The sequence below is a fragment of the Peptacetobacter hiranonis genome, assembly GCF_008151785.1.
GTDB classification, from domain to species: Bacteria; Bacillota; Clostridia; order Peptostreptococcales; family Peptostreptococcaceae; genus Peptacetobacter; species Peptacetobacter hiranonis.
Map to the genome: position 1 here is coordinate 2,046,683 of NZ_CP036523.1, position 15,411 is coordinate 2,062,093.

A 15,411-nucleotide genomic window follows, 5' to 3' on the forward strand; every position below is an offset into this window, starting at 1 on the left:
TCATTTTTTAAATAATTTTGCAAACGTATTCACATTTGTATGTATATAATACACAAAACAATAATTTTTATAAAACAAGAAATTATAAAAATACATAAAAAAAGACATCATTACATTTTTTTGTATGATGCCCTTATTTATATACTATATTTATTTTTTTCAAATCAATTAAACAAATCTTCTAGCTCCTAAAAGTACGTTTCCATAGTATCCATTTAATGAACTTACTTTTACTGAGCCTGGTTTTGACTGAGTTCCACTACAATGTATGAATTTATCTCCACCTATATATATACCGACATGGCTTACACCACTTCCACCAGTATTGAAGTATAGTAAATCCCCTTTTTTGTAGTTACCTTTTTCTACTGCAGTACCTGCTTGAGCTTGATCTCTTGAAACTCTTGGAATACTAATTCCTGCAGCATTTCTATATACCCACTGAGTATATCCTGAGCAGTCAAAGCTTGAAGGACCATTTCCGCCCCATTTATACGGAACTCCTAATAATGTGTATGCATAATCAACTATTTTATCTCCTGTAGCAGAACTTTCTCCACTTCCAAAAGATCCATTGTTATTACTAGAGTTGTTATTTCCTGAACTAGTGTCATTACTACTTGCTCCACCGCTTAAAGGTTCATCTGTTGGAGTAACATAATCTCCGCTTACCCAACCTTCAACACCATTAGCTGTTTTAATCTTGTACCAGCCACTAGATTTTTCCTTAACTTCTACAACACTTCCACCTGCTAGAGAACCAACTATAGCATTACTTGTTCCTGGTCCTTTTCTTATATTTAGACCTTTTGATATAGTTACCTTAACTCTTCCTGATGCTGCTGTAGATTCATTGTTCTGTGGTGGTTTATTATTCTGAGATGATTCTGAGTTTGAAGTAGATTCATTTGTAGAGCTTACATACTGTCCACTTACCCATCCAGTACTTCCATTAGGTAGAACAACTTTTACCCAACCACCAGATTTTTCTTTTGCCTGAACTACACTTCCTCCAGCTAAAGATCCAATTATTGAATGATTTGTTCCTGGTCCTTTTCTTACATTTAGCCCACTAGATGTATTTACTTTTACATTTCCTGAAGTTGCTACAGAATCATTCTGTGATGATGAATTTTCCTGAGAACTAGTATTTCCTGAGTTAGTTGGTGTATTTACTAGATACTTACTACTAACCCATCCAATTTTTCCAGATTCTGTTTTTACTTTGCTCCATCCATTATCTTTTTTTTCTATTATCTGAACTTTTTCAGAATTTTTTAAAGATGCTATTACACTTCCTGATGTAGAAGCTTCACTTCTTAAATTCAAACTAGAATTTACTGAAACATAAGCTATATATCCTGCACTCTCAGAAGATGATGAGCTACTAGAATTTCCTCCAGAAGTACTTAGGTACTGCCCACTTACCCAAGCAGTTTTTCCAGAAGAATCTTTTATTTTAACCCATCCTTTTGATTTTTCAAGAATAGTTACCTTAGCCCCTTTATGAAGTACTCCCCGTTTACTATAACTTATTCCTGGACCGCTTCTCATATTAAGAGTATCAGCCGTAACTGTAGCTGTTTCAAGTGCACTAGAATCAGCAGAAGACATCGCTAATGTAACCGCACTTATTCCTAGCGCTGCTATTGCTTTTTTCATCAAACCACCCCCATATATAATATCTATTTAAAAGAATTTTCTATTATTTTTTATACCTATTTATAGAATATCTTATTTTACCAAATAATGCAAAAGCTTTATTAATTATTTTGAGGGAGTTACCATTTCTATACCTCTATACTGATCATAATCATTCATATAAGAGTTAGTTTTTAATCTTTTATTTACAATCATATAATTATCTTTTACACCTATACTTATAAATAATGCGTTATCTATGCAATATTTTTCTATATCAGCGTAAATCTTTTTAATATCTTCTTCGCTAGTTGCTCCCTGTATTTTTGCTAATCTCTCGTTTAGTCCAGCATCATTAGGACATATAGCCTTCATAATTTCTGTTATATTAGGTACACTAGATATCTGCCATCCTGTAACTGCTAAATCATATGATCTATTAGCTAATGATTTCTGCATACCAAGTGAATCTAAAAGAACAACCTCTGACTTAATTCCAACAGTCTTTAAGTTCTCAGATATCATATTTGCAGACTTAACTCTTTCGCTATTTTCTCTATTAACAATTATTTTTAATGTTATAGAATTTATCATAGATTTTATTTCATTTTCTGTGTAATAAGGATTTTCCTCTTTTTTAGGCTTTTTATTGTTTTTATTATTAACATCACTTTTATTCTGAGTAGCATTATTATTTTGAGTATTATTACTCTGATTATTATTAGCTGCATCATTATTTTGATTGTTTGTATTATTATTCTGGTTGTTATTAGTAGTTCTTACAAGATTTGTAGCTATAACTGAATCAGAGTTTTCATTTGCTATTTTTTCAAATTCTTCTTTATCTTCCTCTGTTGCATAAACAATGTCGCGAGTTTCTTCTCTAGTTTCTATATTTCTAGCCTCTCCACCAGATTCTCCACCAGAACCTGCTGACTCGCCTCCTGAAGCTCCTCCACTAGAACCACCATTACTCTGTCCTCCTGAAGCTCCTCCACCAGCTTGTTCACCTGATCCCTGATTTGCATCAGCTCCACTATTAGAAGAACCACCTGTATTATTACTAGTTCCTCCTGTATTTCCAGAATTACTAGGCTTTTTAGATGGATTAACTTTATTGCTTCCTCCACTACCATTTACCTTATTGTTTGGTTTATTTGTAGCATTTACCTGTGTTTCTTGTATTTTATCTTTTTTATTAATTTTTATATCTTTCATATATTTTGCAGCATTTTCTGTACTATATTCCATATTTTTTATAGAACTTTCATAGTATCTAGATTTAGAATTTATAGGTATATTTACAGAGTGAATATTACCCATATATCCATTTTCTATTATAGTTTCCCTATTTATAGCTGAAACTATAGCTTTTCTAAAGTTGGCATTTGCTAAAAGTGGATTAGTTTGATTTATTAAAACAGCATCGTAATCTCTTCCTTCATACGACATAATATCAAACCGGTTATTTTGGAACCGGCTAAGATTATCAGAATCAGCCTTAACCATATCGCTCTCTAACGCCTCAACAGTAGAAACAACTGCATCCTCATTTGGAACTATATTTACATTTATATTCATAGCACTCTTAGGAACATCACCATAGTAATCTTTATTTACTTCTAAAGATATTCCTTCTCTATCTGAATAGCTTGCAATTTTATAGACACCATTACCTACTTTATTTGCATCAACATTATTTATATCTTTTCCAGAAAGCTGTACCTTGCTTATTATAGGGAATGTTAAATTTTCCTTAGCAAATGCAGCATTATTTTTAAATTTGATTGTAAGTTCCTTTTCTCCATTTACTGTTACATCTGATATATTCTGTACCATATAATTATATGGACTTGTCTTATTAGATCTTATTGATGATACTGTAAATGCAACATCATCTGCAGTAATAGGATTTCCATCGTGCCATTTTGCATCTTTTAAAACTATATCCATCTGTTTACCATCTGGTGACATATTACTATTTTTAACTAACTTAGGTATAGCATTGTAGTTTTTATTAAGTTCAAAAAGCCCATCGTATACTAAGTTTAATACATTTAAAACACTTTCATCTGTGTTAGTAACTGGATTTATAGTGTTAGGTTTCTGTATTGCTAGCTGTATTTCCTTAGAATACGTACCTTTTGTATTGCTATTCTTTGCTTCTTTTTTATCACTTTTTAAAGCCGAACATCCCCCTACTGCAAGGGCTACGGCTAATATAACACTAATTATCTTAGTTTTTTTCATTTATTTTGCTTCCTTCCCGCAGTATATTTTTTTATACATTGAATAATTATTATTTACCTTATCCACGTATTTTAATGTTTCTTCAAAAGGAATGTCATGAAGATTTACTCCATCCTTACTATATTCCTCATCTTCTAGCCATTTTCGAACATTTCCTGATCCACCATTATAGGCTGCTATGACTAAATCTCTCTTGCCAAACTCTTTATAAAGTCTAGCTAAATACCAACATCCTGCCTTTATATTTGTTTCAGGCTCAAATATCTTTTTACTATCTATTCCAATTTCTTTTTCCGCCCATTTAGCTGTAGTGTCACTTATTTGCATAAGCCCTTTAGCTCCTTTATGTGACTGTGCATCTGGAATAAATTTACTCTCAGCCTTTATAACACTATATACTAAATATTCATCTATATTGTACTCTTTTGAATACTTTTGAACGTATTCACTGTATCTTCTAGGATAAAACATTTCTTCAATCGATTTAAAATTAAATCCAATAAAAATTATTGAGAATAAAATCAAAACTAAAATCACTTTTATGCTGCTTTTATTTTTCAATTTTTTCCTCTAGCTTTCTAATCAACTCATCTGCTTCTTCAGCTAGCTGATCTAAAGTTCCTGAATTATCTACAACAAATTCAGCATATTTTACCTTTTCTTCTTGAGGCATCTGTGATTTTATTCTACCCATAGCATCTTCTTCACTGCAATTATCTCTAAGAATAACCCTCTGTAACTGGACAGGCTCAGAGCAAGTAACAACTATTATAGTATCTAACATGCTCATAAATCCTGCTTCTAGTAGAAGTGCAGCATCGATTACAGCCATTTTTTCTCCTCTTTTTTCATATTCATCAAGATCTTCATTTATCATTCTTCTTATAACTGGATGAGTTAGACTATTTAATTTTTCTAGTTTATCATCATCACTAAAAACTATTTTTCCAAGATTTTTCCTATTTAGAGTACCATCTTTATTAATTACCGAATTACCAAAGGCATCTTCAATAGCCTTTAGTAATTCTTTATCTTCATATATTTCTCGTCCTTTTATATCAGCATCGATTATAGGTATATTGTATTTTTTCAATATATTAGAAAGACTACTTTTACCACAACCTATGCTTCCTGTAAGTCCTATTCTTAACATATTATCACCTACTTTGTTTCGTACCAAGAAACGCCAGTATTTAAGTCAACAGTAAGTGCAACCTTCATATCTACTGCGTTTTCCATTTCTTCTCTAACTATTTTTTCAACTTTTTCAAGCTCATCTATTGGTGTTTCAACTATAAGCTCATCGTGTACCTGAAGTATTAGTTTTGATCTAAGTTCTTCTTTTTCTAATCTTCTAAATACATTTACCATAGCTATTTTTATAATATCTGCTGCACTTCCCTGTATAGGTGCATTCATAGCAGCTCTTTTTCCTCTATTTCTTTCCATAAAGTTTTTAGATTTTATCTCTGGAATATATCTTCTTCTATTGAACATTGTCTGAGAATATCCATCTTTTTCAGCTGTTTCAATTATATTATCCATAAATTCCTTTATTTTTTCATACTTAGCAAAGTAACTTTCTATGTACTGTTTTGCCTGTGGTACTGGTATATTTAAGTCTTCAGATAGACCAAAATCAGTTTTACCATAAATTATTCCGAAGTTTACAGCCTTCGCAGCACTTCTAAGCTCTGACGTAACCTCTTCAACAGGAACATTAAACACCTGAGACGCAGTCTTTCTATGTATATCTTCTCCATGTTTAAATGCATCTATCATATTCTGGTCCCCACTCATATGAGCTAATACTCTAAGCTCAACCTGAGAATAATCGGCATCTACAAGTCTTTTTTCATCATCAGAAACAAATACTGCTCTAAGTCTTCTACCAATTTCCATTCTCACTGGTATATTCTGTAGATTTGGCTCTGTAGACGAAATTCTTCCTGTTGTAGTTATTGTTTGATTAAATGTCGAATGTATTCTACCATCTATTGGATTTATAAGTGCAGTTAATCCCTCAACATATGTAGAATTTAATTTAACTATCTGTCTATATTCACCTATTTTGTCTATAATAGGATGTTTATCTTTTAATTTTTCAAGAACCTCAGCATTAGTTGAGTATCCTGTTTTAGTTTTCTTAATTACAGGTAGTTCTAATTTTTCAAATAAAATTACACCAAGCTGTTTTGGAGAATTTATATTGAATTCTTCACCTGCATATCCGTATATTTCTTCTTCTAGTGAAGATATTATCTTTGTAAACTCTTTTCCAAGCTCATCAAGCATTTCTTTATCAACTTTGATACCTGTATATTCCATATTTCCAAGTACTTCTACAAGGGGCATTTCAACATCATCGAAAAGTTTTTCTATTTTTGTACTTTCTATTTCTTCTTTCATTTTAGGCATAGCATTTACCACTGTATTTAAAATTGAAGAAATATATCCAGAAAGTTCTTCCTTTGTTAAATCCTCAAATTTTTTAGCTTTTACACCTTTACCAAGTAGCTCTTCTTTAGATTTAACAGATTTCATAAGATATTTCATTGCTATTGCGCCACATTCACTTGTATTAGTAGATGTAGAGTCTATTAAGTACTCTGCTATAGCTATATCAAATGACATGCCTTTTAGAGCTATTTCATAAGGCATAAGGGCTACATAATCTTCTTTCATATTGTATCCATATTTCTTTATATCCTTAGACTCTAAAACCGCTTTAAAGTCCATTATTCTCTCCTCTGAAACACAGAATACTTTATCTCCATCTAAAGTTATATACATGCATATTATATTTTTTTCTAGTATATTTCCAACTTTAGTAACAACCTTTAATGCAAATTCTCCTTTTTCATTTATAAGAGATATTATCTCTTTAGAATCTACATCGTAATTTACATCCATTTTACTATCACTTTCTTCGGCTATAGCTGACTCTCCACTCATATCCATAACCTTTTTTATAAGGCTTGTAAATTTAAAGAACTGGAATTTTTCTATAACATCTTCTACTTTGTAATCTCCAAATACCATTTTGTCTAAGTCAAATTCTATCGGAACATCCCTTACAATAGTAGCTAGCCATTTACTATGTATAGCTTCTTCTTTATTTTCTTCTATTTTTTTCTTAATACTTCCTTTTAGCTCATCTGTATGTTCAACTAAGTTTTCTATACTTCCAAACTGTTTTATAAGTTTTATCCCTGTTTTTTCACCTACTCCAGGTACACCAGGTATATTATCTGATTTATCCCCCATAAGTCCTTTTAAATCTATAAACTGTGTTGGAGTCATTTCGTATTTTTCTATTACTGAATCATAGTTATATTCTTCTACATCTGCTACACCTTTTTTAGTTATAAGTGTAGTAGTCTTATTAGATGCTAACTGTATAGCATCCTTATCTCCTGTAACTATAAATACTTCAAATCCGTCTTCTTCCGCAGCCTTAGATATAGTACCTATTATATCGTCTGCTTCATAGCCGTCTATTTCAAATCTCTCTATTTTAAAAGCATCTAGTAGATCTTTTAATGGCTGCATCTGTTCAAACAGCTCCTGAGGCATTTTTTTTCTTCCAGCTTTATATTTGCTGTATTCTTTATGTCTAAATGTAGGAGCCTTTCTATCAAATGCAACGCTTATATGAGTTGGCTCATATATTTCTATCATTTTGAACAACATTGTTGTAAAACCATATATTGCATTTGTATGAAGTCCTTCTTTATTGTCCATTGTCTGTGGAAGAGCGTAAAATGCTCTATTTATTATCGAGTTTCCATCTATTATGATGAGTCTTTTATTCAAATTTATCACTCCGTTTTCCATTTTTTATTTCAGTTTTTCTTGTCAATTATTTTATACATTACTTATATTATATTATCATAACAGAGTGAATTTTTTTAGTATTATATCTTAATAAAAAATAAATCTTTTTTAAAATATATATTTTTTTAATTTTGTCTGTGTTATAATGCTTGATTGAAATATATTTAATTGTTATAATATGTAGTATAGTTTTTTAACTTGCCGCTGTGGCGGAATGGCAGACGCACATGACTCAAAATCATGCGGGAAACCGTACGGGTTCAAGTCCCGTCAGCGGTACCATAAAATTATATATCTTTTAAACACACTAAAATACCGACCTTTTTTAAGGCCGGTATTTTTTTATAAATCGATAACTTTTAAATATCAATCTCTAAATATAATAAACAATCTTTTTTCAAAAAATAAAAAAATCCCTTTCGGGATTTTTTTACTCGGCGGCAGAAAATTTGAGGATGTGGAGGATGTGAGGGAGAACTGCCGCCGAATCAAATAGGGTAATTATATTATGTTCTTAAGAAAAAGCTAATCTTTCTATGCTTTAATAATACACATTCAATATGAATTTATTATCAATGTAATGTAAAACTAATGTGAATTTTTTACTTTTTTACTTGCTTAACATAAAAAGATGGGCTAATGCATATATTACACTAGCCCACAATTATTTTCAAGTTTTATTTTTTCATTAATCTCTGTATTATACCTTTTATACCTGTAGCTTCTTCTTTAACTACTTTTTCTTTTGTTCCATTGTCGCTTTCGTCATCAGTGTTGACTTTCATTATGAATTTAACATCACCATTCATATCTTCACCTATACCAGCATAGTTGTCGTAGTCATTTGCTAGGTCTAATAATACATCTTTAGTGTCTACTAATCTTTCTATATCGTCTATTTTACCTGTTTTAGAAGATACTTCTGAAGTTACTTCACTATTTGCCTTTTTAACACCATCATAAAGCTGTTTTGAACCACCCTGTAATTTTTTAGTTCCTGCTAATATCTGTTTAGAGCTTGTTGCTAATTTATCTGAACCTTTTCTAAGTTCTTCTCCGCCTGATACTAATTTAGTAGTTCCGTCCTGTAACTGAGTAGTTCCGTTGTAAAGCTGCTGACTTCCTTCATAAAGTTTATCTGTTGAACCATCTAATTTTCCTGAATTTTCTTCAAGAGTTTTTCCTGCATCTACTAACTGTGCAAATTTTGAGCTGTACTGACTTGATCCTGCACTAAGCTGTGATAATCCTGCAGATAACTGTTTTGCTGCACCTGCTGCTTCTGACAACCCACTCTTAGCTGATGATAATGAACTTTCCGCACCACCTATAGCAGATTCCTGTTTAGAAGATATACTCTGAGATGCCTGACTAAGTTCTATTATTTTCTTTGCAGCTGCTTTTGATTCTTCACTTGCATTTTCATCACCTAGTATAGTATTTGCAGCTGATTCCATTCCAGATGCTAATTCTTTATTTTTAGATATAGATCCGCTTAATTCTGATAGACCTCCACCTGCTGAGCTTGCATTTGATAGAGCACTTGATAGCTGTTCTGCACCAGCTACTGCATTTTTTATTCCGTTGTCTATATCAGAATATGCATTATAAAGATTTCCTGTATTTTCTACATACATTGAAACACCTGTTGTAAACTTATCCTGACCTGCACTAAGCCGTTCTATACCATTCATAAGTTTCTGTGCACCCTGATTAAGCATTGGAACATTTCTACCTATTAAACCTACACCATTTGTAAGAGTCTGTATTCCTCCACTTAAAGTCTGTGTTCCTGCATCAAATTTTTCATAATTTGTAGCTAATTCTGTAGTACCATTGTAAAGCTGTTCAGTTCCGTTTAATAATTCTTTTCCTGCATCTTTTAATTTATCTATCATAGAAGTTATATCACCTAAATCACTATCAGAATCTATATCTTCTAGACTAGACATATCAGATGTAGCTGCTATCATTACTTCTGGTACTTTAAAATCAGTTGTTTCAGCTTCTATAGTTATTGTTGAGCTTATTTTATCGAATATTTCACTATAATCTCCACCCATATCTAAAGAAGCTTCAAGTCCTGGAGATGATATTGCTGTTATTGAAGATGTTTTTCCATCATCTAAAGTTTTTCCTGAGCTAGTTTTTATATTTTTAAAGTTTTCTCTAGGCATTAATATTTCTGTAGCTGTTATAAATGGTACATAAACTGTTCTATTTTCTCCAGATATTTTTACATTTCTAGCTTCATTATTTTTTAGTCTTATAGTTATCTTAACTTTACCTGACTGACCTTTTATTTCATCAGCAGTTACACTTCTTCCATTTAATTCATATTCTATATCTGTAGTTATTGGAAGCTGTTTATCTGTCTGACCTTGATAGTATAAGTCATCTTTAGTTGTATCCCAAGTTACACTTTCTCCGTCTATTGTTGGTTTTTCATCACCTTTAACATTTTTTATATCTTTTAAAATACTTTTATCGTTTATTTTATCTAGTGATCCATCTCCACTTAACCATTCTGATACTATATTTTTTTCTACAGTACCGTCTTTTTTAAGTATTGTATATACTGTTTCGTCTTTTTTTATGTAACTACTTTCAGCAAGTACTGGAGATGCTGATGCTGCTAATATAGCTAATGTACAAACTGATGCAATTGATTTATTTTTAGTTTCCTTTTTCATCTTAAATTCCTCCTCAAGTAATATAATCTTTCACTTCTAATTTTTAGGAATGAAATCTTTTGATGTTTTTTCTATTAATTTTTCGCTTATTAATAATAATCCTGGTAGCATAAATAGTATTACGAACATACTTATTATTGCTCCTCTAGCCATTAAAGAACAAAGTGAACTTATCATTTCTAGTTTAGATATTATACCAACACCTATTGTTGAACTGAAGAATGAGAATCCACTTGTTACTATTGAGCGTCCACATTTCTGTATTGCTATTTTCATAGCTTCATATTTATCGTATCCATTTCCTAGTTCTTCTTTAAATCTAGAAGTAAGTAGTATAGCGTAGTCAACTGTAGCTCCTAGCTGTATTGTTCCAAGAACTATAGATGCTATAAATGGAAGAACTGTTCCTGTATAATATGGAATACCTAAGTTAGCAAATATCGCACCTTCAATTGCCGCAACTAGTAAAACTGGTATTGATGCAGACTTAAATACAAATGCTATTATCGCAAATATTGCTATTATAGAAACCGCACTTACCTTTTTAAAATCTGTATCGGCAATTCTTATTAAGTCTTCTGTTAAAGGTGCTTCACCACCTATAAGTCCATCTGGATCGTATTTTTTAACTATTTTATTTAATTCTCTTATCTGAGCACCACATTCCTTTGTAGCTGCTCTGTATTTTGAGTTGATCATTATCTGTTCATATCCACCAGCTTTTACTTCAGAAAGCATACTATCTGGTATTATATCCTGAACAAATCCAGAACCAACTACTTTTTCAAGTGCTACTACAGAGTTAACACCATCTACTTTTTCTATTTCACTTACCATCTGGTCAACTTTATATGAATCTAAACTATCTTTTACAAATATCATATCTGTACTATTCATATCAAAGTCTTTTTTCATTTTGTTTGTTGCTACTATTGAAGGTAAATCATCTGGTAATGTTTCATCTAGATTGTAGTATACCTTCGCATTATTGTTTCCGTATATCGCTGGTATCATTAAAACTAAAAATAAAACTGTAAGTTTTTTATAATTTCTAATTACAAAATCTGAAGTCTTTTCAAAACTTGTAAGAATTGTTTTATGTCTATGGTTGTGTATAATCTTGTCAAATGTAAGTATTAAAGCTGGAAGTACTGTAACAGTAGTTAAAACTCCAAGTACAACCCCTTTTGCCATTACTATACCTATATCTTTACCTAGTGCTAAGTCCATTGCACATAATGCTATAAATCCAGCAACTGTTGTAAGTGAACTTCCTGATATAGATGTAAATGTATTGGTTATTGCATTTGCCATTGCCTCTTCTCTATTGTCTGTATTCAATAGCTCTTCATCATATCTATGAAGTAGGAATATTGAATAGTCCATTGTAACTCCTAGCTGTAGTATTGCACACAACGCTTTTGTTATATATGATATTTCTCCAAAGATTATATTAGTTCCAAAGTTATAAATTATCGCTATTGCAATATTTGTAAGGAATACAAATGGAATCGCTGTATATTCCATAGTTAAGAGTAAAACTATCATTGTAAGTATTCCGGCAGCTACAACATAAAGTGGCATTTCTTTATCTGATAAATCTTTTGTATCTTTTATAATTCCTGACATTCCACTTAAAAATGCCTGTCTACCTGTAATACCTCTGATAGTATCTACAGCTTTCATAGTAAGCTCATCTGCTGTACCTTCCTTCAACTTAACTATCATCATAGTCGCATCTCCGGAATAAAGCATATCTCTCATATCTTTAGGTATCATTTCATTGGGGAATGTTATGTCTATAAAACTGTCCTTCCAAATAACTTCTTCTACACCCTCTACCTTTTCGACTTTTTCTTTAATTTTGGCTACATCTTTATCTGGCATATTTTCAATTTCCAACATAGCCAAAGATCCGCAGTTAAAATCTTCTTTCATTATTTTTTCTGCTTTCATAGTAGATACATCTTCTGGTAGATAACTAAGTATATCGTAGTTTATATCTGTATTGATATATCCCATAACTGACGGTATCAAAAGTAAAAATGCTATCAAAAGAATGATTTTACTATGTTTTGCTATCTTGTCAGCAATCTTTTTCATTTTTCTCCTTCTCCTTCCAATTTTCGAGCACCATTTTGGGCATACCTAATTTTTATAAATATATTATAGGGCGTGCCTAATAAAAAGTCAACAATTTTATAACTTTGTAAAAATGAAGTTTTTATGAATTTGTAAAAAAAATACTACCAAACATCGTAATCAATACGATAATTTGGTAGTATTCTAGTCATTGTGTTCAATTTTAAATATTAAATTTTTTTAATTATATTAAATCACTCGATTCCACTACATTGTTTACTACTTCTTCAAGGTTCATATCATCCTTAAATTCTTTTGCTTCTTGTATTATCTTGTCTATGTCTATATGCTCATTTACATTTAAAAGAGCAAATCTAGTTTTAACGACATTTATTATAATATCGTCTAAATCTACATTTAGTATTCCTTCATAGTACTGATTTAATAATTCACATTCACCAGCACATCCCATGGCAATACTCATATATAAATCTTTATCATTAAAATTATAGTCACTTTCCACTAATTTTTCCTTAAATAACCCAAGTAGTATGTTTATATATTCTTTTCTTATAGACCTTACATTTGAAGCCTCAATATAAAGTCTAAACACTTTTTCTGAAGTGGCTATAGCATGAGTATATATATACTGACTGATAATATAGTTTGCAATTATATCATTTTCTTTTATTTTTTTCTCTGCTATTGTTCCATATATTTTTTCTAGTAATTCCTTATATAAATACAGTAGTATGTCTTCTTTTTTCTTGAAATAGTAATATAAATGTCCTCTTCCAAGCCCAGAAGACTCTGCAATCTGTCTTATTGTAGTCTTACCATATCCATATTTTATAAAAAGTCCTGATGCAGTTTTTATTATGTGATCTTTTAGCTGATTAACTTCTGAATCCTTCATTTTACTTCCCTCCAATTTATTTGCTGTGAAGAGTAGCATATATTCCTCCAGCTTTTATAAGTTCATCATGTGTTCCTCTTTCAGAAATTTTTCCTTCTGTTATTACTATTATCTCATCTGCATTTTTTATTGTAGAAAGTCTATGAGCTACTACTATATTTGTTCTATCCTTGCTTAGTTCTTCAAGAGATGCCTGTATTTCTCTTTCTGTAACATTATCAAGGGCTGAAGTAGCCTCATCAAGTATTATAATTGGTGGATTTTTTAAGAATATTCTAGATATAGATATTCTCTGTTTCTGTCCTCCAGATAACTTAACACCTCTTTCACCTATATACGTATCGTATTTTTCAGGTAAAGTCATTACAAAGTCGTGTATTCTAGCTTTTTTAGCTGCTTCTATCATTTCTTCTTCTGTAGCTTCTGGATTTCCGCAAATTATATTGTCTCTGATTGTTCCTGTAAATAAGAACACATCCTGCTGAACAACTCCTATATTTTTTCTAAGTGATCTTAGGCTCACATCTTTTATGCTATTTCCATCTATTTTTATATCTCCAGAATCTAATTCATAGAATCTAGGTATTAAACTACAAAGCGTAGTTTTTCCTCCACCTGATGGTCCAACTAATGCTATAGTTTTTCCAGCTTCAATAGATAGACTTAAATCACTTATTACTTCATTTTCATCTTCATATGTGAATGAAGCATTTTCTATTTCTATATTTCCTTTTACATTTTTAAGTTCTTTAGGATTTTTAGCTTCTTCCTGAATTTCTTCATCCATTATTTCTTTGAAACGTTTAAATCCTGTCATACCATTCTGGTACTGTTCTGTAAAGTTTACAAGCTTTTTCATAGGCTCTATGAACATTTTTACATATAAAATATATGCTGCAAAATCTCCAATAGTTATTCTACCTACATAAGTGTAGTATCCACCTAGTATCATAGCTATCCATTCTAATAAATCCATAAAGAAGTTCATACCAGAGAAATATTCAGCCATAGCCTTATAAGATTCTTCTCTAGCATCCTTGAATATATTATTTATTTTGTCAAATTTTTCAAGTTCTTCATCTTCTGTACAGAATGATTTTGTAACTTTCATACCAGCTATACTGTTTTCTAGGGTAGCATTTACCTCCCCTACTTTTACTCTAGCTTTCATAAAAGCATTACCCATTTTGTCCTTTTTGCGTGCAACAAACCAAACCGCAAATGGAAGTACTGCAAATATTATAAGCGTTAATGGAATGTCTATTCCCATTAAAATTACAAATGAACCTAGGATTGTTACCAGCGATATAAATAAATCCTCTGGTCCATGGTGTGCAAGTTCTGTTATGTCCATAAGGTCGTTTACTATTCTAGACATTGTAACACCAGATTTATTTTCGTCGAAATATTTATTAGGTAATTTCTGAAGATGTCTAAAAACAACACTTCTCATATCTGCCTGCATTCTAACCCCTACAACATGTCCCCAATACTGCATGAAGTAGTTAAATCCTGCTTTAGCTATAAATATAACTATAAGAATAGCTGCAAATATAAATAATAGATCAATTTTTTTATTAGGTATGATATCGTCCATTATGTTTCTCGTCATAATTGGATATAAAAGATTGCACATTGACGCTGAAAAAGCGCAAATCATATCGAGTATAAATAGTTTTTTATACGGTTTGTAATATTGAACAAATTCTTTTAACATATAATTCCTCCCTTTCTTCTCATATTTTCCAATTTTACACCAAATTTGATTTATTTTCCATACTATTTCTAAAATATACGTTATTTCATTGTATATTTTCATAAATTTATTTTATAAAAAATTATCTGTAAATTATATACATCTTATCTAAATCTTGTGATATAATTATTTTATAATTATAGATAAAATTTTATTTTTATTTTTTTTATCTATAGATAAGTCTATTTGTAATATTCATAAATTTTTTAAAGATTATTTTTTACTTTTACAATAGT

General features: G+C 30.9%; 9 protein-coding genes and 1 tRNA gene. 1 reads left to right on the forward strand and 9 read right to left on the reverse strand.

The genetic code is table 11. The annotated features are described in order from the left end of the window. Positions 1 to 168: 168 nt before the first annotated feature. The 5 genes from KGNDJEFE_RS09590 to polA form a co-directional block, all read right to left on the reverse strand. Positions 169 to 1,662 (reverse strand): C40 family peptidase, encoded by a 1,494-nt coding sequence (locus tag KGNDJEFE_RS09590; RefSeq protein ID WP_006440811.1) that lies wholly within the window; start codon positions 1,660 to 1,662, stop codon positions 169 to 171. 105 nt (positions 1,663 to 1,767) lie between these two features. Further along, entirely contained in the window at positions 1,768 to 3,891 is a 2,124-nt protein-coding gene (locus KGNDJEFE_RS09595; protein ID WP_006440810.1) for an ABC transporter substrate-binding protein, read from the reverse strand. Then, entirely contained in the window at positions 3,892 to 4,452 is a 561-nt protein-coding gene (locus KGNDJEFE_RS09600; protein ID WP_006440809.1) for a lytic transglycosylase domain-containing protein, read from the reverse strand. After that, entirely contained in the window at positions 4,442 to 5,044 is a 603-nt protein-coding gene (gene coaE, locus KGNDJEFE_RS09605) for a dephospho-CoA kinase (RefSeq protein WP_040410665.1), read from the reverse strand. Before coaE ends, KGNDJEFE_RS09600 begins: the two co-directional genes overlap by 11 nt. A gap of 8 nt (positions 5,045 to 5,052) precedes the next feature. Further along, positions 5,053 to 7,707: a DNA polymerase I gene (gene polA, locus KGNDJEFE_RS09610; protein ID WP_148881846.1), complete on the reverse strand. Its 2,655-nt coding sequence runs from the start codon at positions 7,705 to 7,707 to the stop codon at positions 5,053 to 5,055. A 221-nt stretch (positions 7,708 to 7,928) separates the two neighbouring features. On the opposite strand from polA, the gene KGNDJEFE_RS09615 reads away from it, so the two are divergent. Next, positions 7,929 to 8,010, forward strand: a tRNA-Leu gene (locus KGNDJEFE_RS09615). Between the two features lie 395 nt (positions 8,011 to 8,405). Here KGNDJEFE_RS09615 and KGNDJEFE_RS09620 read toward each other — a convergent pair. The 4 genes from KGNDJEFE_RS09620 to KGNDJEFE_RS09635 form a co-directional block, all read right to left on the reverse strand. After that, the gene (locus KGNDJEFE_RS09620; RefSeq protein WP_006440806.1) at positions 8,406 to 10,421 is read right to left on the reverse strand and encodes a hypothetical protein; all 2,016 of its coding nucleotides are present in this window, start codon (positions 10,419 to 10,421) and stop codon (positions 8,406 to 8,408) included. A 36-nt stretch (positions 10,422 to 10,457) separates the two neighbouring features. Then, positions 10,458 to 12,524, reverse strand: a complete 2,067-nt coding sequence (locus KGNDJEFE_RS09625; RefSeq protein ID WP_006440805.1) for an efflux RND transporter permease subunit — start codon at positions 12,522 to 12,524, stop codon at positions 10,458 to 10,460. Positions 12,525 to 12,747: 223 nt separating this feature from the next. Beyond that, positions 12,748 to 13,419 (reverse strand): TetR/AcrR family transcriptional regulator, encoded by a 672-nt coding sequence (locus KGNDJEFE_RS09630; protein WP_148881847.1) that lies wholly within the window; start codon positions 13,417 to 13,419, stop codon positions 12,748 to 12,750. A gap of 16 nt (positions 13,420 to 13,435) precedes the next feature. Then, the gene (locus KGNDJEFE_RS09635; RefSeq protein WP_040410664.1) at positions 13,436 to 15,136 is read right to left on the reverse strand and encodes an ABC transporter ATP-binding protein; all 1,701 of its coding nucleotides are present in this window, start codon (positions 15,134 to 15,136) and stop codon (positions 13,436 to 13,438) included. Positions 15,137 to 15,411: the final 275 nt, after the last annotated feature.

Excerpts from the sequence above, each read along its gene's own strand:
- KGNDJEFE_RS09635 (WP_040410664.1), bottom strand. The coding sequence starts at position 15,136 with ATGTTAAAAGAATTTGTTCAATATTACAAACCGTATAAAAAACTATTT.
- KGNDJEFE_RS09590 (WP_006440811.1), bottom strand. The coding sequence starts at position 1,662 with ATGAAAAAAGCAATAGCAGCGCTAGGAATAAGTGCGGTTACATTAGCG.
- coaE (WP_040410665.1), bottom strand. The coding sequence starts at position 5,044 with ATGTTAAGAATAGGACTTACAGGAAGCATAGGTTGTGGTAAAAGTAGT.
- KGNDJEFE_RS09620 (WP_006440806.1), bottom strand. The coding sequence starts at position 10,421 with ATGAAAAAGGAAACTAAAAATAAATCAATTGCATCAGTTTGTACATTA.
- KGNDJEFE_RS09630 (WP_148881847.1), bottom strand. The coding sequence starts at position 13,419 with ATGAAGGATTCAGAAGTTAATCAGCTAAAAGATCACATAATAAAAACT.
- KGNDJEFE_RS09595 (WP_006440810.1), bottom strand. The coding sequence starts at position 3,891 with ATGAAAAAAACTAAGATAATTAGTGTTATATTAGCCGTAGCCCTTGCA.
- KGNDJEFE_RS09625 (WP_006440805.1), bottom strand. The coding sequence starts at position 12,524 with ATGAAAAAGATTGCTGACAAGATAGCAAAACATAGTAAAATCATTCTT.